At 72.9% G+C, this 18,455-nt stretch carries 16 protein-coding genes; 5 read left to right on the top strand and 11 right to left on the bottom strand.

The window, feature by feature from the left end; all coding sequences use genetic code 11:
* Nucleotides 1-87 precede the first annotated feature (87 nt).
* From DVH02_RS24875 to argG, 4 genes are all read right to left on the bottom strand, one after another.
* Entirely contained in the window at nt 88-1,365 is a 1,278-nt protein-coding gene (locus DVH02_RS24875) for a GNAT family N-acetyltransferase (protein WP_114626070.1), read from the bottom strand.
* Nucleotides 1,366-1,416: 51 nt separating this feature from the next.
* Nucleotides 1,417-2,637 (bottom strand): acyl-CoA dehydrogenase family protein, encoded by a 1,221-nt coding sequence (locus DVH02_RS24880; RefSeq protein ID WP_325051402.1) that lies wholly within the window; start codon nt 2,635-2,637, stop codon nt 1,417-1,419.
* A gap of 29 nt (nt 2,638-2,666) precedes the next feature.
* Nucleotides 2,667-3,887, bottom strand: coding sequence for a cytochrome P450 (locus DVH02_RS24885; protein ID WP_158575936.1), 1,221 nt, complete (start codon nt 3,885-3,887; stop codon nt 2,667-2,669).
* 222 nt (nt 3,888-4,109) lie between these two features.
* Nucleotides 4,110-5,558 carry an argininosuccinate synthase gene (gene argG, locus DVH02_RS24890; RefSeq protein ID WP_114626072.1) on the bottom strand — a complete coding sequence of 483 codons (1,449 nt, stop codon included), beginning with the start codon at nt 5,556-5,558 and terminating at the stop codon, nt 4,110-4,112.
* A gap of 234 nt (nt 5,559-5,792) precedes the next feature.
* Between argG and DVH02_RS24895 the strand changes: the two genes are divergently transcribed.
* The gene (locus DVH02_RS24895; RefSeq protein WP_114626082.1) at nt 5,793-7,115 is read left to right on the top strand and encodes a jacalin-like lectin; all 1,323 of its coding nucleotides are present in this window, start codon (nt 5,793-5,795) and stop codon (nt 7,113-7,115) included.
* A 31-nt stretch (nt 7,116-7,146) separates the two neighbouring features.
* Here the strand turns inward: DVH02_RS24895 and DVH02_RS24900 are convergent, their stop codons facing one another.
* Together DVH02_RS24900 and DVH02_RS24905 are read right to left on the bottom strand one after the other, a co-directional pair.
* Complete coding sequence (locus DVH02_RS24900) at nt 7,147-7,860, bottom strand: aspartate/glutamate racemase family protein (RefSeq protein WP_114626073.1); 714 nt, start codon at nt 7,858-7,860, stop codon at nt 7,147-7,149.
* Between the two features lie 5 nt (nt 7,861-7,865).
* On the bottom strand, nt 7,866-9,362 hold the full coding sequence (locus tag DVH02_RS24905) for an NCS1 family nucleobase:cation symporter-1 (protein ID WP_114626074.1): 1,497 nt from the start codon (nt 9,360-9,362) through the stop codon (nt 7,866-7,868).
* Between the two features lie 143 nt (nt 9,363-9,505).
* On the opposite strand from DVH02_RS24905, the gene DVH02_RS24910 reads away from it, so the two are divergent.
* The 3 genes from DVH02_RS24910 (at nt 9,506) to DVH02_RS24920 (ending at nt 13,270) form a co-directional block, all read left to right on the top strand.
* A complete protein-coding gene (locus DVH02_RS24910; protein ID WP_114626075.1) occupies nt 9,506-10,195 on the top strand; it encodes a GntR family transcriptional regulator in 690 nt (229 codons plus the stop codon).
* A 63-nt stretch (nt 10,196-10,258) separates the two neighbouring features.
* On the top strand, nt 10,259-12,451 hold the full coding sequence (locus DVH02_RS24915; RefSeq protein ID WP_114626076.1) for an alpha-galactosidase: 2,193 nt from the start codon (nt 10,259-10,261) through the stop codon (nt 12,449-12,451).
* A gap of 123 nt (nt 12,452-12,574) precedes the next feature.
* Nucleotides 12,575-13,270: a peptidoglycan-binding domain-containing protein gene (locus DVH02_RS24920; RefSeq protein ID WP_233518446.1), complete on the top strand. Its 696-nt coding sequence runs from the start codon at nt 12,575-12,577 to the stop codon at nt 13,268-13,270.
* 26 nt (nt 13,271-13,296) lie between these two features.
* On the opposite strand, the gene DVH02_RS36425 is transcribed toward DVH02_RS24920, so the two are convergent.
* On the bottom strand, nt 13,297-13,908 hold the full coding sequence (locus DVH02_RS36425; RefSeq protein ID WP_233518447.1) for a hypothetical protein: 612 nt from the start codon (nt 13,906-13,908) through the stop codon (nt 13,297-13,299).
* 287 nt (nt 13,909-14,195) lie between these two features.
* On the opposite strand from DVH02_RS36425, the gene DVH02_RS24930 reads away from it, so the two are divergent.
* The gene (locus DVH02_RS24930) at nt 14,196-15,203 is read left to right on the top strand and encodes an alpha/beta fold hydrolase (protein ID WP_114626077.1); all 1,008 of its coding nucleotides are present in this window, start codon (nt 14,196-14,198) and stop codon (nt 15,201-15,203) included.
* A gap of 109 nt (nt 15,204-15,312) precedes the next feature.
* On the opposite strand, the gene rocD is transcribed toward DVH02_RS24930, so the two are convergent.
* From rocD to DVH02_RS24950, 4 genes are all read right to left on the bottom strand, one after another.
* Nucleotides 15,313-16,560 (bottom strand): ornithine--oxo-acid transaminase, encoded by a 1,248-nt coding sequence (gene rocD, locus DVH02_RS24935; RefSeq protein ID WP_114626078.1) that lies wholly within the window; start codon nt 16,558-16,560, stop codon nt 15,313-15,315.
* The gene (gene ddaH / locus DVH02_RS24940) at nt 16,557-17,381 is read right to left on the bottom strand and encodes a dimethylargininase (protein ID WP_114626079.1); all 825 of its coding nucleotides are present in this window, start codon (nt 17,379-17,381) and stop codon (nt 16,557-16,559) included. Before ddaH ends, rocD begins: the two co-directional genes overlap by 4 nt.
* Nucleotides 17,382-17,492: 111 nt before the next feature.
* Nucleotides 17,493-18,029 (bottom strand): Lrp/AsnC family transcriptional regulator, encoded by a 537-nt coding sequence (locus DVH02_RS24945; RefSeq protein WP_114626080.1) that lies wholly within the window; start codon nt 18,027-18,029, stop codon nt 17,493-17,495.
* Between the two features lie 179 nt (nt 18,030-18,208).
* The coding region (locus DVH02_RS24950; protein ID WP_147286123.1) for an SH3 domain-containing protein at nt 18,209-18,455 on the bottom strand (247 nt) is incomplete at its 5' end.

Raw genomic sequence — 18,455 nt, forward strand, 5'->3', positions numbered from 1 at the left:
ACGTTCTCCATGCACCTGGGGTAGCTCTCCACGTCGACCACGGCCGCCCAGGCGGTCTCGGGTGGCGCCGCGATGCGCAGCTGGGTCTCAACTCGGGGCATGGGTGGGCCGTTCTGTGTCCGGAGGGGAAGGCGGGTGGGGGCCGGGTCCGGGAGGCGGTGTGTCCGTCGCGGCGGCCAGGTGGGGACCCAGCGCCCGGATCCGTCCGGCCGACAGTGCCCGGGGAAGGACCCGGCGCAGTACCGCGCGGCGTCCGGGGCGCAGATGGGTGATGGCGTACGACTGCGGGATCAGGTCGCAGCCGAACTCCCGCTTCGGGGTGTACGCGGTCTGGGCGAAGCGGATGCGGTCGCAGCCCGACGCGAGGGCGAGGTCGATCGCCGCGTAGTGGACGATGTGGTAGAGCCGCGCGTCATGGGCGAGGCGGTAGTCGAGGCCGATCCGGGCTCCGACGGCTCCCGTCCCGGCGAAGAGGCAGAGCAGGAAGGCGACCAGGGTGTCGCCCTGGAAGCAGGCGACCAGCCGCCGGCGCGGCTCGGTCCCGGCGTGCACGGCTTCGAGGAACGACGCGTCGAGGACGTCGAGGAACTGGTCCGCGCGGTCCATGACCTGACGGTAGAGGGCGAGGATCCGCGGCAGCAGCTCCTCGAACTGGTCGAGGATCTCGATCCGCAGGTCGGAACGGGCCCGGAAGGCGCGCATCTTGCTCCGGGCGTTGCGCCGCGGCTTGGCGGGGAGCGCGGCGAGATAGTCGTCGAACGAGGCGTGGCCGAGGCGTAGTTCGGTGTCGGGGAGGCCCGGGGCGAAGGAGAAGCCCGCGCGGCGCAGGGTGGTGCGCAGCGGTGCCAGTTCCGCGGGGGCGAAGTCCTTGAACACCACGGTGCCCAGCCGTTCCCGGCGGGCGTAGGCGAGGACCGCGTCGACCAGGAGCCGCTGGACCTCCTCCCCCGGCGGGCCGCCCTCGGTCAGTACGTGTCCCTGCCCCAGGAGGTTGCCGCACAGGAGCGCCGGTACCCGCAGGAGGCGGGGGAAGAGCCGTTCGACGGGGGTCAGGAAGCGCCGTTCGGCCGGTCCCACCAGTCCGTCGAGCCGCAGCTCGCGGAAGCGGCAGACGGGCAGTACGGCGCGGACGCGGGCGTGCTCGCGCACGACGAGGTAGGCGTAGCCCTCGGGGCCGATGCCGCCGCGTTCCATGGCGGTGAACAGGCCCCGGGACCACATGGGGTCGTCGGCGGGGGCCAGCTCCTCCCACATCGCCCGGGAGAGCGTCGCGATGCTGGGCAGGACCTCGACGCGGTATCCGCCGGACACGCGCGGCAGGGCGTCGCCGGGGCGCCGGCGGGGTGCGTTGACGTCTCGCTGCATAGGGGGGCACCTGTTCGTCGTCGTGGGGATGCGCGGGTACGGGGGTGGTCGTCAGCCGATGCGCAGGGGGCGGCCGTCGAGGTAGTCCCGCAGGGGGCGGGCCATCCGTCTGCGGGCGGGCGGGTGGTGGGTGAGCGCGCTCGCGGCCGACGCGAGGTAGCCGCAGTCGGGCGAGCCGATGAACGCCATGCCGCCGAGCGCCGTGAGGCAGGCGTGGGCGGTCCGGGCGATGGCGTCCTGGGCCGCGTAGCGTGCGGCGAGGGCGTGGACCAGGAGGGTGTCGGTCCACTCCTCGGTGTCCATGGCGCGGGCGACGGCCTCCACGGCCAGCATCGCCGCGTCGGTGTCGACCAGGTAGGGGGCGGGGTCCTCGCCGGGGCCGTCACGGTGGTCCAGGACGCGTTCGACGAGGGCGCTGACGATGCCGAGGTATCCGGCGGTCAGCAGCAGTTCGAACCAGAGGAATCCGGCGATGTTGACGGCGTCGGGCACGGCGTCGGCTGTCACCTCGGTGACCACCACCATGTCCGGGTCCAGCGCGACGTCGGTGAGGACGACCTCGTCGCTCTCGGCGCCCGCGAGGACCGGTGTCCGCCAGAACGGCCGGATCTCCAGGCCGGGTGTGCCGGCCGGGATGAGCGCGATGGCGAGCCGCGGCGCGCCCTTGCCGTCGGTCACCGCGACGGACGCCGTCAGCAGGTCCATCGAGCGGGACAGGCTGCAGGGCGCCTTGCGGCCGTTGAGTACCATCCGTCCGTCGACCGGTCGGGCGGTGATGTGGGGCCGCAGGATGTTCTGGCCGGTGTTGCCCTCCGCGAAGCCGGAGGCCAGCAGCAGCCGTCCGGTGGCGATGGTCTCCAGCAGCGGTGTCTCCATGCCGGTTCCGTCCTGGGCCGCCCGGACCAGACCGGCGACCGAGAAGTGGTGCATGGTGGTGGCGACCGCGAGCGAGGGGCAGCGGGCCCCGACGGCGCGTTGCGCGCGGACCGCCTGCAGCGGGGTCGCTCCGCTGCCCCCGTCGCGTACGGGCACCAGCAGCGCGGGGCCACCGGCCGCGCGGAAGTGCGCGATCGCCGGGCTGGGCGCTCGCTCCAGCTCCGTGAGGGGGTGCTCGGCGAGTGCGGCGTCGAGTCCGGGCATGAGCGTTTCGAGGGTCGTGCGTTCGGTGTGCAGATAGCGCATGTGCGGTCCCTTCTGGGGCCTGCCCGGCCGGGCGCGGGCGTCGCGGACGGCGTGGTCGTGGGGACCGGTCCGTACGCCGGGCGCGGACACCGTGATCCGTCGGGGTGCCCGGCCGGTTCTCAGGCGCGGGTGGACAGCGGGAGTACGTCGAAGGTGCGCAGGCTGACCGAGTCACGCCGTACGGCGGGTCCGGCCAGCGCCAGGTCCGGGAAGCGCGCCACTGTCTGGCGCACCAGGGCGGCGCCTTCCATCCGGGCCAGCGCCGCGCCGAGGCAGAAGTGCGGTCCCGCGCTGAAGCTGAGGAGCCTGGTGCCCCGCCGTCGCACCCGGAACGCGTCGGGGTCCTCGTGGCAGGCGGGATCGCGGTTGGCGGCGGCGAGGACCGTGGTCACGTTGGCGCCTTCGGGGACCGCGACGCCGCCGATCTCCAGCGGCCGGGCGGCGACGCGCTCGGTCATCCGGACCGGGGTGTCCCACCGGAGGGACTCCTGGACGGCGGCCGGGGCCAGCGCGGGGTCCCGGCCGACGAGGGCCAGCTGGTCGGGGTGGCTGAGCAGGGCGAAGAGGGTGAGGCCGAGCAGGCTGGTGGTGGTCTCGAAGCCGGCCACGAACACCAGGAGGAGCATGTCCGCCAGCTCCCGCTCCGTGAGCGGCTCCTCGGCGGCCCGCCGCAGCGTGAGGAGCGTGGAGGCGAGCCCGTCGGCGGGGTCGGCGCGGCGGCGGCGCAGGAGTTCGGCGAAGTACTCCCGCAGTGTCCGCACGGCCAGGTCGGCGCGCGCCCAGTCCTCCGGTGAGCGCACCGGCTCCAAGACGCGGCCGGCGTCCTTGCCGTAGCGGTAGAAGCGTTCCTGTTCGTCACGGGGGACGCCGATGAGTGCGCCCACCACGCCCACCGGAAGGGGGTATCCCACCATTTCCTGGAAATTCGCCGCGCCACCTCCGGAGGTCGCGTCGGCGAATGTGTCCAGTAATTCTCGGGTGAGTTCTTCCACGGTCGAACCCAGCGCGGCCATGCGCCGGGCAGTGAATTCCGCACCGACCATCCGGCGCATTCGGTCATGGAGCGGGGAATTGGCGCGGAGCATGGAGGAGTAGAAGAATTCCGCGGCCGGGTGTTCCCGTCCGGCGGAGACCTCCCGGTCGTACCACTCCAGATCGGGGGTGCGCAGATGCGGATCGGTCAGCGCCGCGTGACAGTCGTCGAAGCGGGTGAGGAAGTACGAGTCAAGCGCCCGGCTGTAATGGACCGGAGCGATTTTCCGAAGTTCCGAAAGGGCTGGATAAGGATCTTTCCGGCCGTCCGGAGTGAACGTCGAGAGAAGAATCGATTCAGGATTCACCAGGATCGCCTCCTGCTGCCCTTCGTGCATCCCGGGACGTACGGAGCATACCCCTCGCCCGCACCCCGTACGCCATGAAACAAAACTCGAAATTAAAACCTTAATCAGCAAGAATGAATTCATTGCAAGAATATTTGACGCATCGCCGGGAGCGGAACGACCGAGGTCCCGGCCGACTGGCCGGGACCTCGGTCGCGCGTCGACCGGCCGCTCGGCCGGGGCTCAGTCGGTGCCGAACTCCATGGCGGCGCGGTCCAGCAGTTCGTCGTCGCCGGAGACCTCGCCGCGGGAGGCGATGGCCTCCGCGCCGCCCTCCGGCATCGTACCGATCAGGCCGGTCGCGGCCGCCTGGGCGGCTCCGATCAGCGCGGGGTGGGTCGTGCCGACGATGCCCAGGCCCGCGTACTGTTCGAGCCTGGCGCGCGAGTCGGCGATGTCGAGGTTGCGCATGGTGAGCTGGCCGATCCGGTCCACCGGGCCGAACGCCGAGTCCTCGGTGCGCTCCATGGACAGCTTGTCCGGGTGGTAGCTGAACGCCGGGCCCGTGGTGTCGAGGATCGAGTAGTCCTCACCGCGCCGCAGCCGCAGGGTCACCTCACCGGTGACCGCCGAGCCGACCCAGCGCTGGAGCGACTCGCGGACCATCAGCGCCTGCGGGTCCAGCCAGCGGCCCTCGTACATCAGGCGGCCCAGACGCCGGCCCTCGTTGTGGTAGTGGGCGAGGGTGTCCTCGTTGTGGATCGCGTTGACGAGACGCTCGTAGGCGGCGTGCAGCAGCGCCATGCCCGGTGCCTCGTAGATGCCGCGGCTCTTCGCCTCGATGATCCGGTTCTCGATCTGGTCCGACATGCCCATGCCGTGACGACCGCCGATCGCGTTCGCCTCCATGACCAGGTCGACGGCGGAGGAGAACTCCTTGCCGTTGACCGTCACCGGGCGGCCCTGGTCGAAGCCGATCGTCACGTCCTCGGCGGCGATCTCGACCGAGGGGTCCCAGAAGCGCACCCCCATGATGGGCTCGACGGTCTCCACGCCCGTGTCGAGGTGCTCCAGCGTCTTGGCCTCGTGGGTGGCGCCCCAGATGTTGGCGTCGGTCGAGTACGCCTTCTCGGTGCTGTCGCGGTACGGCAGCCCGTGGGCGACCAGCCACTCCGACATCTCCTTGCGGCCGCCCAGCTCCGAGACGAAGTCGGCGTCGAGCCACGGCTTGTAGATGCGCAGGTGGGGATTGGCGAGCAGGCCGTAGCGGTAGAACCGCTCGATGTCGTTGCCCTTGAACGTCGAGCCGTCGCCCCAGATCTGGACGTCGTCCTCGAGCATCGCCCGGACGAGCAGGGTGCCGGTGACGGCGCGGCCGAGCGGGGTGGTGTTGAAGTAGGCGCGGCCGCCCGAGCGGATGTGGAACGCGCCGCAGGCGAGCGCGGCCAGCCCCTCCTCGACCAGCGCCGCTCGGCAGTCGACCAGGCGCGCGATCTCGGCACCGTACGCCTCGGCGCGGCCGGGCACCGACGCGATGTCGGGCTCGTCGTACTGGCCGATATCGGCGGTGTAGGTGCACGGGACGGCGCCCTTGTCGCGCATCCACGCGACCGCGACAGAGGTGTCGAGGCCGCCGGAGAAGGCGATGCCGACGCGCTCGCCGGTGGGCAGGGAGGTGAGAACCTTAGACATAGGAAGAGTATGCAGCCTCGCACATGATTATGCAAGATCGGGCGGAGAACCCACCGGACCGCCCAGGACCCCGGCTCGGGACTGCCCGGTACAGGCGCGGAACATTTCTCCAACTCCCTTGCGTAAACGGTTACTTCACCGTAAACAATGCTCGTCCGGCCGATGTGGCACGGACCCGCACGCCCGTCCCCCACCCTCGCTCGCACGGGAGAGGCCCCCACGATGCGTACCCCGATCCGAAGACTGGTCGGCGCCCTGGCCGCCGGCGCCCTCGCCCTCACCGGCCTGACCGGCGCCGGTGCGGCGCCCGCCGCGGCCGCCGACGGTGAGTCCGGTTCGTTCGACGTGCTCACGTACAACATCGCCGGGCTGCCGCTCGGGCTCGGTGACAGCGATCCCGAGGTCAACACGCCGCTCATCGGGCAGCGGCTGGCGCCGTACGGCATCGTCAACGTACAGGAGGACTTCAACTACCACGCCTCGCTGTACGCGAACGACACCCACCCCCACCGGACCCCCACCAGCGGCGGCGCGGCCTTCGGGGACGGACTCAACACCCTCTCCGACCATCCCTACGAGGACTTCGAACGGGTCCGCTGGACCCACTGCACGGGCACGGACTGCCTCACCCCCAAGGGGTTCTCGCTCGCCCGCGTCCGGCTGGCCGCCGGGGTGTTCGTGGACGTGTACAACGTGCACACCAACGCCGACACCACCGAGGCCGCGCTCGCCGCGCGCCGCGCCAATATCGCGCAGCTCTCCCGTTTCATCCAGAGCTACAGCGGTTCCAACGCGGTGATCGTCATGGGCGACACCAACACCCGCTACACCCGCGCCGCCGACAACATCCGCACACTCCTCTCGGACAACGGCCTCACCGACGCCTGGGTCCAGCTGGTCCGCGGGGGCTCGGCCCCGGCCGCCGGAAGCGACGCGCTGGTGTGCGACGCGCGCGCACCGCGCGACGACTGCGAGGTGGTGGACAAGGTCCTCTACCGGAGCGGCCCGCTGCTTCGGCTGACCGCCACCCGCTACGCCAACGAGTGGCGCGGGTTCCTCGACGCGGCGGGCGGACACCTCTCCGACCACTACCCGCACTCCACCGCCTTCAGCTGGTCGCCGCCGGCCGACCGCCGCGCCTCCGACCGCTTCGGCGGACCGCACGGCGCCGCCTTCAACGACGCCGGGGCCCTGCCCGCCGTCCCCGCGCCCCGTAGCCTCACGCTGCGCGGCGGCGCGCGGCTCGACGGGCTCGCCCTCGCCCTCGACGGGGGTACGGTCCTCGGCCACGGGGGGACCGGCGGCACCGCCGCCTCCCTCACCCTGGCCTCCGGGGAACATCTGACCTCGGTCACGCTCACCCAGGGCAAGAAGGACGGCCGTACCAGGATCTTCTCCGCCTCGTTCGCCACGGACCGGGGGCGCACCCTGGCCGCCGGCTCCCCCACCTCGGACGCCGTGACGTACACGGCGCCCACCGGCTGGCGGATCAGCGGCTTCACCGGGCGTTCGGGCGACGAGATCGACAAGCTCGGCGTCATCTACACACCGAAGTAGGCGGCTCCCGCGCCGCCGGTCGGCGCCCGCCTCACGCGGGCGCCGACCAGGAGCGCCGTTTGGGCAGGGGCCGGGCGTAGCCGCCGCTGCGGCTGGTCGCGAGGTCCAGGGCGATCAGGGACTCGGCGAGCTTGACGGCCGCGCCCACGCCGTCGACCACCGGCATCCCGAGCCGCTCCCCCACCGTCCGCTGGAGCCCCGTCATACCGGCGCAGCCGAGGACCAGGACCTCGGCGCCGGCGTCCCTGGCGCGGACGGCGGCGGTCAGGAACGCCTCGGTGGTGCGGCGCTCGTCGCCCAGGTCGAGGACGCCGAGTCCGGTGCCGACGACGGCGGCGCAGTTCTGGGCGACGCCGGCCGTGTGCAGGCTGTCCTCGATCTGGCCGCGGGTGCGGTCGAGCGTGGTGATCACGCCGTAGCGCCGCCCCAGGAGACAGGCCAGGTGGGCGGCGGCCTCGGTGATGTCGATGACGGGCGTCGCCACCAGTTCCCTGGCTCCCTCGCGGCCGTGTTCGCCGAATCCGGCCAGCACCACGGCGTCGTACGGCTCGCGGTGGCCGCGCAGGGTGTCGAGGACCGCCGCCGCGGAGAGATAGCTGTCGAGCCATCCCTCCGCGGACTCGGGCCCCCAGGCCGGGGTGAGACCGGTGATCGTGGTGCCCGGGGCGGCGGCCGCCCTGGCGCCGCGCACGATCTCGTCGGTCATCGACCGGGTGGTGTTGCAGTTGGTGACGACGATCCGCACAGCGCTCAGACCTCCGCGCTCTCGGCGGCCGTCGGGGCGGCCACGGGTTCACCGGCCGCGGTCGCGGCCCGTTCCGTACGGCAGAGCAGGGAGTAGAGCGCGGCGGAGAGCGCCGTACCGATGAACCAGGAGTAGGCGGCGATGTCACCGAAGTACGGCACGAGCGCGAGCAGCGCGGCGACGCCCGCCGACGGCAGGAACGCCTGGAGCGCCTTCGGGTTGAAGCCCTTGCGGTAGTAGTAGCGGGAGCCGGGCCCGGCCTGGAAGAGCTGGTCGACGTCGACGCGGCCGCGCTTCACCCAGTAGTAGTCGACCATGATGACGCCGAACAGCGGTCCCAGGAAGGCGCCGAGGCCGCCGAGGAAGTAGTTGACGACGGCGGGGTTGGAGTACAGGTTCCAGGGCGTGACCAGCAGGGCGGCGACGGTGCTGATCGCTCCGCCGACCTTGAAGCTGATCCGCTGCGGCCAGACGTTGGCCAGGTCGTAGGCGGGTGAGACGAAGTTGGCGACGATGTTGACGCCCATCGTGGCGATGGCGAAGGTGAGCGCCCCGAGCACCAGCACCCAGGTGCTGCCCGCCTCGGCGACGAGGAGCGCGGGGTCGGTGATGGCCTCGCCGAAGACCTCGATGGAGCCGGCCGTGACGATGACGGAGACGATGACGAACGCCGTCGAGTTGACGGGCAGGCCCCAGAAGTTGCCGCGCCTGACGGTCCGGTAGTCGGGTGCGAGGCGCGAGAAGTCGCAGAAGTTGAGCATCAGCGTCCCGTAGATCGACAGGATGAGGCCGATCGCGCCGAACCACTGGGCGAACTGCCGGCCGGTGGAGACGGGGTGCGGGGTGGAGGTGAGCGGGATCGACCAGCCGGCCTTCGCGAGGACCCATACGGCGAGCGCGATCATCACGAGCCAGATCGCCGGGCCGCAGAAGTCCTGGAACTTGCGGACCGACTCCATGCCCCGGCTGATGATCAGCGCCTGGACGAGCCAGAGGGCCAGGAAGGAGGTCCAGCCCAGCGCGTCGAGCCCGAGGAAGGAGTGGCGCGTCCAGGAGACGAGGTCGGGTATCGCCGCGAGCAGCATCACATTGACCGCGACGGAGGCCAGATAGGTCTGGATGCCGTACCACATGATGGCGACGACGGCCCGGATCAGGGCGGGGATGTTGGCTCCCCAGACCCCGAAGCTGATGCGGCTGACCACGGGGAACGGGACGCCGTGCCGCTGGCCGATGCGGCCCATCAGGTTCATCCCGAGATAGATGAGGACGAAGCCGGTGAGCAGCGAGGTGAAGACCTGCCAGACGTTCATCCCGAGCACCAGCAGCCCGGCGGCGAAGGTGTAGTTGCCGAGATTGTGGACGTCGGACATCCACAGCGCGAAGAGGTCGAAGACCTTCCACTTCCGGGTGGTGGCGGGCGCGAGGTCGTCGTTGGTGAGCCGGGGATCGGGGACGAACGCGGTGGTGCCGGTGGTCTCGGCACGGTCGGCGAGGGACACGGGGCCTCCCGGTGAGGGAATGGACGCGATTTTGGTATACCAAAGACGGGCCCCATGGTCGACCCCTCGATCACCACCGGCCGTGTCCCGACGGTTACGGCGCGGTAAAACAACCACCGCCCGGGTCGGGGATCATGGGGAGCATGACGACCGCCGAACCGCTGGGAGCCGTACGCGAGCGTGTGCTCGCCGGACTGCGGCAGGACATCGTCGCCGGCCGGCTGCGCCCCGGCGACCGGCTCGTCGAGCGCGAACTCGCCGAGCGCTTCGCCGTCTCCCGGGTCCCGGTGCGCGAGGCGGTCCGGGCGCTGGTCGCGGAGGGCTTCGTCCTGTTCGAGACCCCGCGCCGGGCGGTGGTGCGGCGGCTCACGGTCAAGGATGTCGACGAACTCTTCGAGCTGCGCGAGGCATTGGAGGTGTACGCGGCCGGGCTGGCCGCCGAGCGCGCCGAGCGCGCGAGCCTGGCCGGGCTCGCCGAGGTGCTGGAGCGGGCCGCCGTCGCCACCCGGGCGCTGGACGCCGAGCGGATCACCGACCTCAACTCCCTCTTCCACGAGCGTGTCCTGGCCATGGCGGGCAACAGCCTGCTGATCTCCGTGATGGAGCCGGTCGGCGGACGGCTGCGCTGGCTCACCCGGCGGGGCGAGCAGTGGCCCAGGCAGCTGGCGGAACACCGCGCGCTGTACGAGGCCGTCGCCTCCGGCGACCCGGCGGGGGCCCGCGCCTGCGCACTCGCCCATGTGCGGACCAACCACCGGGCCACCGTGCGCGAGCTGTTCGGCGCGCGGCCCGGCGACTCCGGCGGGTCGCGGCGGGACGGAGGGGACGGGTGAGACGTACGCGTGCGGCCCGTACCGTACGACCACCGGGCAGGACCACCAGCTAAGGGGAACCGCATGACCCGCACCACCGCGCGGACCGTCCATCTGCGCGCGGCCGGCGTGAGCTTCGTCGTCGAACTCGCGGATCCGCTGCCGCGCGTGCTGCACTGGGGCGAGGACCTCGGCGAGCTGACGGACGACGATCTCGCCGCGCTGAGCCTGACCTCAGGGGCCGCCGTGCTCAACAACGCGCCGGACGGGCCGCGGCGGTTCACGGTCTGGCCGACGCAGGCCGACGCCTGGTCGGGCACCCCGGCGCACCAGGGACACCGGGGCGGCGTCGCGACCACACCGCGCGTGCGGCTGACGGAGGCCCGGGAGAGCGCGGACGAGCTGGTCCTGCGGCTCGCCGACCGCGTCAGCGACCTCGACATCACCCTGTCCTACCGGCTGGACCGGTCCGGGGTGCTCAGCGTGGCCACCCGGCTGGCCCGTCCCCCCGGGGACGAGGTGGCGGCAGACGACGCGACACCGTACGACCTGGCCGGAGTGACCACCCTGCTGCCGCTGCCGGGGCGGGCCGAGGAGGTGCTCGACTTCACCGGCAAGTGGTGCCGGGAGCGCTCGCCGCAGCGCGGCCGGCTCGGGTTCGGCGCGCATGTGCGCGAGACGCGGCGGGGCCGGCCGGGGCAGGACTCCCCCTATCTGCTCACCGTCGGGGTGCCCGGCTTCGGCTTCCGCTCCGGCGAGGTGTGGGGCCTGCACGTGGCGTGGAGCGGGGACCAGCGCTGGCTGGCCGAGCGGCTCCCGGAGGGCGCGGGAGCGCACGGAGCGGTCCTCGGCGGCGGCGAACTCCTCGCGCCCGGTGAGATCCGGCTGGCGCCCGGTGCGCACTACACGGCGCCCGTCTGCCACTTCGTCTGGTCGGACGCGGGCCTCGACGGTCTCGCCGACCGTTTCCACACCATGCTGCGGGCGCGGCCGTCGCACCCGTCGAGTCCCCGTCCGCTGACGCTCAACACCTGGGAGGCCGTCTACTTCGACCACCGGCTCGACCGGCTGCTGGAACTCACCGACCTGGCGGCGGCGACCGGCGTCGAGCGCGTCGTCCTGGACGACGGCTGGTTCTCCGGCCGTCGCGACGACACCGCGGGGCTCGGCGACTGGACGGTGGACGAGACGGTGTGGCCCCGGGGACTGGGACCGCTGGTCGAGCGGGTGCACGGCCACGGCATGCAGTTCGGGCTGTGGGTCGAACCCGAGATGGTCAACCTGGACTCCGAGCTGGCCAGGGAGCACCCGGAGTGGCTCCTCGCCCCGTACGGCGCCGGGCTCGGCCCGAGCGCCCGCCACCAGTACGTCCTGAACGTCGCCGACGACGGCGCCCGGGAGTATCTGCTGACCGCGCTGGACGCCCTGGTCTCCCGGTACGGGGTGGACTACCTCAAGTGGGACCACAACCGCGATCTGCACGAGGCGGTGTGCCAGGGCGCGGACGGGGCGGACCGGCCCGGTGCGCACGCCCAGACCCACGCCGTCCACCGGCTGCTCGACGCCCTGCGCGCGCGGCATCCCGCCCTGGAGATCGAGAGCTGCTCCAGCGGCGGCGGCCGGGTCGACCTCGCCGTGCTCGCCCGCACGGACCGGGTGTGGGCGTCCGACTGCAACGATCCCGTCGAACGCCAGAGCGTCCAGCGCTGGACGGGCCAGCTGCTGCCGCCCGAGCTGGTCGGCACGCATGTGGGCGCGGCGCGCAGCCACACCACCGCCCGGACCAACGACCCGTCCTTCGGCCGGATCACCGCGCTGTTCGGACACGCCGGCATCGAGGACGACCTGACCGCGCGCACGCCCCGGGAGCTGGCGCAGCTGCGGCGGTGGGCGGAGCTGTACAAGGAGCTGCGGCCGCTGCTGCACAGCGGCCGGGTGGTGCGCGCGGACCTGCCGGACGAGGCCACCGTGCTGCACGGGGTGGTCGCCGCCGACCGGGGCTCGGCGCTCTACTGCTGGGCCCGGCTCGCCACGTCCCCGGCCGGCCAGTCGGGACGCGTACGGCTGCCGGGACTGGATCCGCGCGGGCGCTACCGGGCGCGGATCCGTACCGAGGCGGGACTGCCGTCGCTCCATCAGATCGCGGGCCCGGCCTGGTTCGAGGCGGCGCTGGAGGGCTGGATCGAGCTGCCCGGCGCGGTGCTGGCGGGCGCGGGGCTGCCGATGCCGACGCTCGATCCGGGGCAGGCGCTGCTGATCGAGATCGGCGGCCGCTGACCGGTGCCCCGGCCGGCCATTGCGCCGAATCGCACACGCGTCCGGCGCGGGCGCGGTAGCGTCCCGTATCCAGTCGGCCGACGGCCCGGTGGCGGCCGGCCGGAGCAGGAGGAGTGCGCGCAGATGACCGGAGCCCCCGAGCAGCGTCCGCCGGCCCGGCGCGGCGTGCTCGAACCGACCCATGTCATGCGGCCCAGGCGGCCGAAGCCGCTGTCCGACTTCGGTGATCTCTTCCGGCAGGACGAGCCGGAGGACGGCCGGGGCGAGGGCTGGGAGCGGGTGGCGGTGGGCGGCCGGGCGGCGGCCCCGGACGCCGCGGAGACCGAGGAGTTGCCGCCCGTCCCGCCGCAGGCGCCGCCCGCCGCGCGCGGGGCGCTGCCCGGCGCTCCGCCGCGCGCGGCCGGGCGGCGGTGGAGCGGCCGGGCCACGGTCCTGGTCGCGGTGGCCGGGGCGGCGGTGGCGGGGTTCGCCGCCGCGCTGCTGTTCAGCTGGAACGGTAGCCAGGACAGGGCCCCGGCCGCCGTGCCGCCCGCGGCCACCGCCACGACGGCCCCCGGGGCACCGGCCGAGCCCGCGCCGGGCGTCCCCGGCGCCGGGGTGCTGCGGCAGGGCGACAGCGGCCCGGAGGTGAGCGAGGTCCAGCAACGGCTGCTGCGCATCCCCGATGTGTACGAGGGCGGCAGCGTCGACGGCGTCTACGATGCCACGTTCACCGAGGCCGTCGGCCGCTTCCAGCTCTGGTACGGCATCCGCGGCGACGAGACCGGCGTCTACGGCGAGAACACCCGCCGCGACCTGGAGTCCCGGACCGGCTCCTGACCGCGAACGCTCCCCGGGCGGCGCGGTCAGTCGCCCTGGGGACCGCGGTCGCCGGACCCGTCGGGGCCGTCGGGGCCGTCGGGGCCGTCGGGGCCGTCGGGGCCGTGGGACGCGTCGGAGCCGTCGGACCCGTCGGGGCCGTCGGACGCGTCGGGCTTCTTCTGCGCGCCGGGCCCGACCGGCTCGTCGGGCAGCATGCCGCTGGCCCTGGCGATGCCGTCGAGCGCCGCCTCGTCCCTCTTGCGCCGGTCCGCCTTGGCGTCGAGTTCGTCGCGCATGGTGCGCAGCCGCTGCGGGTCGGCGGCGACTTCGGGCGGCACCAGGGTCAGGGCGCCGCTGGTGTGTTCGCCGTCCCCGAGGTCGGCGACGACATGGTCGGCCCGGTCCTCGTGACCGGGCTGCAGCGCGCCGATGAGCCCCATGATGTTGAGCATCTCGCGCTGCACGTCACGGGTGAACAGCTTCTTCTCCTCGTCGTCCATCCGCAGCCGCACCGTACCGCCGCCGTTCTCGGCCCACATGCGGATGACGTCCATGAGGAGCCGGTACTGCGGCTCGGGCATCCTCGCCCTGAGCGTCTCGATGTAGAGCCCGAGTCGCAGCCTGGGCAGGTCCGGGGCGGGGCTGTCGTCGTTCACGGGTCCTCCCGGGGCCGGGCCGGCTGGGTCGGGGAGGCGCCGGGCGCCGCCGCGGCCGTGCCTCCCCCTCGCCCGTGCACTACCCCGTTCGGCGGACCGGGGAACGGCGCGCCGAGTACCGATCCCGGCGCCGCCACCTGTTTGCCGGAGCGGCAAACCCGCTTGGTCCCGGGCGGGGACCGGAATCATGATCGGAGCGCGGGCGGCCGGCCGCGCGGACCCCACCGGACGGACCGGCCGCCCGGAGCACCGTCACGACCGTCCGATCCCTCCCCCGAGGAGTACCCATGCCGCACCACGCCAGTGACCCGTCCGCACCGACGGCCGACGCCGCCAGGCACCGCTCCGTCCCGGTCTCCGGTGGCCGTATCCACCTGGTGGAACAGGGAACGGGGCCGCTGGTCCTGCTGGTCCACGGATTCCCCGAGTCCTGGTACTCGTGGCGCCGCCAGCTGCCGGCGCTCGCGGCGGCGGGGTACCGCGCGGTCGCCGTCGACGTACGCGGCTACGGGCGCTCCTCGAAGCCCGCCGATGTGGCGGAGTACCGGATGACGCGTCTCGTCGAGGACAACGTGGAGGTCGTACGGGCCCTCGGCGCCGAGAGCGCGACGGTGGTGGGCCACGACTGGGGTTCGGGGATCGCCGCCCACAGCGCGCTGCTGCGGCCCGAGGTCTTCACGGCCGTGGGGCTGCTCAGCGTGCCGTACGCGCCCCGGGGCGGGCGGCGGCCGACCGAGGCGTTCGCCGGGATCCCGGGGCCGGGCGAGTTCTATGTGAGCTACTTCCAGGAGCCGGGCCGCGCCGAGGCCGAGATCGAGCCCGACGTCCGGGGCTGGCTGGCCGGGATCTACGCCGCGCTCTCCGGCGACACTGTGGGCAACGTCGGCGCGGGCGGCGTGCACTTCGTCCCGGAAGGGGGCCGGATGCGCGACCGGTTCGCCGCCGATCCGCTGCCCGGCTGGCTGTCGGAGGACGATCTGGAGGTGTACGCGGCGGAGTTCGAGCGGACGGGGCTGGTCGGGGCGCTGAACCGCTACCGCAATGTGGACCGGGACTGGGAGGACCTCGCCGCCTACGACGGCGCGCCGATCACCCAGCCCTCGCTGTTCATCGGCGGCACCCTGGACCCCACCACGACCTGGATGGCGAAGGCCCTGGCCGCCCAGTCGACCACGCTGCCGGGACTGGTCTCCTCGCATCTGCTGGAGGACTGCGGCCACTGGGTCCAGCAGGAGCGGTCCGAGGAGGTCAACGGGCTGCTGCTGGAGTGGCTGCGCGCGCTGCCGGCCGGCTGACCGCGACGCGCCCGCCCCGGCGGGCTGCCGGGGGCGGGCGCGTCGCGGCGGGACGGGCGGGTCGGAGCGGGCGAGTCGGGACAGGCGGGTCGTACGGCGGGAGAAGGGGTCAGCCGAGCACGCGGGCGAGCGCGTCCAGCGCGGATTCGATCTCCTCGCCGGTGACGGTCAGCGGCGGCGCGAGCCGGATGGTCGAGCCGTGCGTGTCCTTCACCAGGACGCCTTCGCGGACGAGGCGTTCGCTGATCTCACGGCCCGTGCCGACGGCCGGGTCGACGTCGACACCGGCCCACAGGCCGCGGCTGCGGTAGCCGGTGACGCCCTTGCCGACCAGGGAGGCCAGACCGGTGTCCAGGACCGTGCCCAGCTCCCGGGCGCGCCGCTGGTACTCGCCGGTTTCGAGCAGGGCGACCACGGCCGAGCCGACCGCCGCGGCGAGCGGGTTGCCACCGAAGGTGGAGCCGTGCTCGCCGGGGCGCAGCACGCCCAGGACGTCCCGCCCGGCCAGGACCGCGGAGACGGGCACGATGCCGCCGCCGAGCGCCTTGCCCAGGAGGAGCATGTCGGGGAGCACGTTCTCGTGCTGGACGGCGAGGGTCGTGCCGGTGCGGCCCAGTCCGGACTGGATCTCGTCGGCGATGAACAGGACGTTTGTGCGCCGGGTGAGTTCGCGTACGCCGCGGAGATAGCCGTCGGAGGGGATGATGACGCCCGCCTCGCCCTGGATCGGCTCGATGAGGACGGCCGCGGTCGTCTCGTCGATCGCCGCTTCGAGGGCCGCGAGGTCGTCGTAGGGCACGATCCGGAAGCCGGGGGTGAACGGGCCGAACCCGCCGCGCGCGACCTCGTCGTCGGAGAAGCTGACGATGGTGGTGGTGCGGCCGTGGAAGTTGCCTGCGGCCACGATGACCGTGGCCCGGTCCTCGGCGACGCCCTTGACCTCGTAGGCCCATTTGCGGGCGACCTTGACGGCGCTCTCCACCGCCTCGGCGCCGGTGTTCATCGGCAGTGTCATCTCCAGCCCCACCAGCGCGGACAGCGACTCGGCGAAGCCGGCGAGCCGGTCGTTGTGGAAGGCCCGGGAGGTGAGGGTGACCTCGTCGAGCTGGCGCTTGGCCGCCTCGATCAGCGCGGGGTGGCGGTGGCCGAAGTTGAGGGCCGAGTAGCCGGCGAGCATGTCGAGGTAGCGGCGTCCTTCGACGTCCTCGACCCAGGCGCCCTCGGCGCGGGCGACGACCACGGGCAGCGGGTGGTAGTTGTGCGCGAGGGCGGTCCCGTCGGCGCGGATCAGCTCCGCCGACGTACGCGGCGCGGTGGCCTCGGCGGCCGGGGCGGGGACGGGAGCGGTGTACGTCATGGGGTACGGACCTCCTGGGTGCAGCACTTGATTCCGCCGCCCGCCTTGTGGAACTCGGACAGGTCGACGGGGACGGGGACGTATCCGCGCTCGGCGAGGCGGTCGACGAGGCCGGTGGCGCGCGGCGAGATGAACACGTGGCGTCCGTCGGAGACGGAGTTCAGGCCGAAGGCCATGGCGTCGTCCCCGGTGGCGGTCACGGCGTCGGGGAAGAGCCTGCCCAGCACCTCGCGGCTGCCGGGCGAGAACGCCTCCGGGTAGTACGCGATGTTCTCGTCGTCCAGGGCGAACAGCGCGGTGTCCAGGTGGTAGAAGTACGGGTCGGTGAGGTGCAGGCTGACCGTGGGGACGCCGAAGAACTCCTGCGCCTCCTGGTGCGCGGGCACGGTCGTACGGAATCCGGTGCCGGCCAGGATCAGCCCGGCGACGGGGACAAGATCGCCCTCGCCCTCGCAGACCGGGCCACAGGGCTCCGGTTCCTGCGGGTCGAAGCCCGCCGCCTTGAACCACAGCGCGTACGCGGCCGACTCCGGCTGCCGCTGCTCGGCGTGGAACCGGGCCCGCAGCACCTTGCCGTCGAGGACCAGCGCCGCGTTGGCGGCGAAGACCATGTCGGGCAGACCGGGCACGGGCTCGGCGCTCTCCACGGTGTGGCCGGCCTCGCGGTAGGCGCGTACCAGCGCCTCCCACTGGGTGCGGGCCAGGGCGGTGTCGACCGGCGCGTTCTCGCGCATCCAGGGGTTGATGGCATACGTGACGTCGAAATACGTGGGCGCGCAGGTGAGATAGCGCCGGGGACGCGACACGCGTACGGGCGGCACGCGGCCTCCTCTCGTTGCCGGGGGATGTTCCCAACGATAGGAACCGCGGGTGGTGGTACTCAAGGATCAAGGATTGCGTGTACGCGCAAGAGTGTTGCGTGGTGGGGCCATTCAGCGGCGGATCGTTCCATTCGGCGCAGTGCCGGGCGGCTCGGCGGGCGACACGGCCGGGAAGTCGGCGGGGGAACCGGCCTCGGGGCTGTTGGGCAGCAGATGGGTCAGGACGATGAAGCTGTTGGTCCTGGTGACGAACGGCTCGGTCCTGATCCGCTCCAGCACCTCCTCGAAGTGCTGGATGTCGGCGGCCCTGATGTGCAGCAGCGCGTCGGCTCCCCCGGTCACGGTCACCGCCGCCACGACCTCGGGGTAGGTGCGCGCCACCTCGGCGATGCGCCGGGGCGGGGCCGCCGCGTCGCAGAAGATCTCGACGTACGCCTCGGTGCGCCAGCCGAGGGCGGAGGGGCGCACGATGGTGGTGAAACCGGTGATCACTTCCTGCTCGCGCAGCCGGTCGACGCGCCGTTTGACGGCGGGCGCCGACAGCCCGATGGCCTGGCCGATCTCGGTGAAGCTGGTCCTGGCGTTGGCGACGAGCGCGGCGAGGATCCGCCGGTCGAGTTCGTCGAGCACCGGCTGCTGGTACGGCATGGGAGCCTCCGCCTCGTGGTCGCGCACGCAGTGATCGTAAGCCCAGGTGCGGGACGGTCCGTACGGACGGCGGCGGCACCGGGCCGCGCGCCCAAGGGGCGGCGCGGGCGGGCGACTTCGCTCCCCCGCGGACGGCGCCGGCCGCAATGACCGGCGGGTCGCCCGCGGGGTGCGGCTCCTCAGGCTCGGCAGTAGGCCACGGGCGCGAGGTTCTGCACGTAGCGGGCGGCGACGTAGCCGCCGCGGCCGTCCCCGAGCCGGTACCAGAGGTCGTTGCCGCCGACGTTCTGGCCGTGGACCTTGCAGGACAACGAGACGACCGCGCCCGGCTGGAGGACGCCCAGGGACCGCGAGTCCGCGGTGGCCCGCTCCCTGATGTGCAGCGGGAGCCTGGAGACGACCTTGCCCTTAGAGGTCCTAACAAAG

This window comes from Streptomyces corynorhini, assembly GCF_003346515.1.
Taxonomy (GTDB): Bacteria; Actinomycetota; Actinomycetes; order Streptomycetales; family Streptomycetaceae; genus Streptomyces; species Streptomyces corynorhini.

What these genes read in the sequence shown, in the direction of transcription:
- argG (WP_114626072.1), bottom strand. Translation starts at nt 5,558, where the DNA reads ATGTCTAAGGTTCTCACCTCCCTGCCCACCGGCGAGCGCGTCGGCATC.
- DVH02_RS24920 (WP_233518446.1), top strand. Translation starts at nt 12,575, where the DNA reads ATGACCGGAGCCCCCGAGCAGCGTCCGCCGGCCCGGCGCGGCGTGCTC.
- DVH02_RS24875 (WP_114626070.1), bottom strand. Translation starts at nt 1,365, where the DNA reads ATGCAGCGAGACGTCAACGCACCCCGCCGGCGCCCCGGCGACGCCCTG.
- rocD (WP_114626078.1), bottom strand. Translation starts at nt 16,560, where the DNA reads ATGACGTACACCGCTCCCGTCCCCGCCCCGGCCGCCGAGGCCACCGCG.
- DVH02_RS24915 (WP_114626076.1), top strand. Translation starts at nt 10,259, where the DNA reads ATGACCCGCACCACCGCGCGGACCGTCCATCTGCGCGCGGCCGGCGTG.
- DVH02_RS24930 (WP_114626077.1), top strand. Translation starts at nt 14,196, where the DNA reads ATGCCGCACCACGCCAGTGACCCGTCCGCACCGACGGCCGACGCCGCC.
- DVH02_RS24945 (WP_114626080.1), bottom strand. Translation starts at nt 18,029, where the DNA reads ATGCCGTACCAGCAGCCGGTGCTCGACGAACTCGACCGGCGGATCCTC.
- DVH02_RS24910 (WP_114626075.1), top strand. Translation starts at nt 9,506, where the DNA reads ATGACGACCGCCGAACCGCTGGGAGCCGTACGCGAGCGTGTGCTCGCC.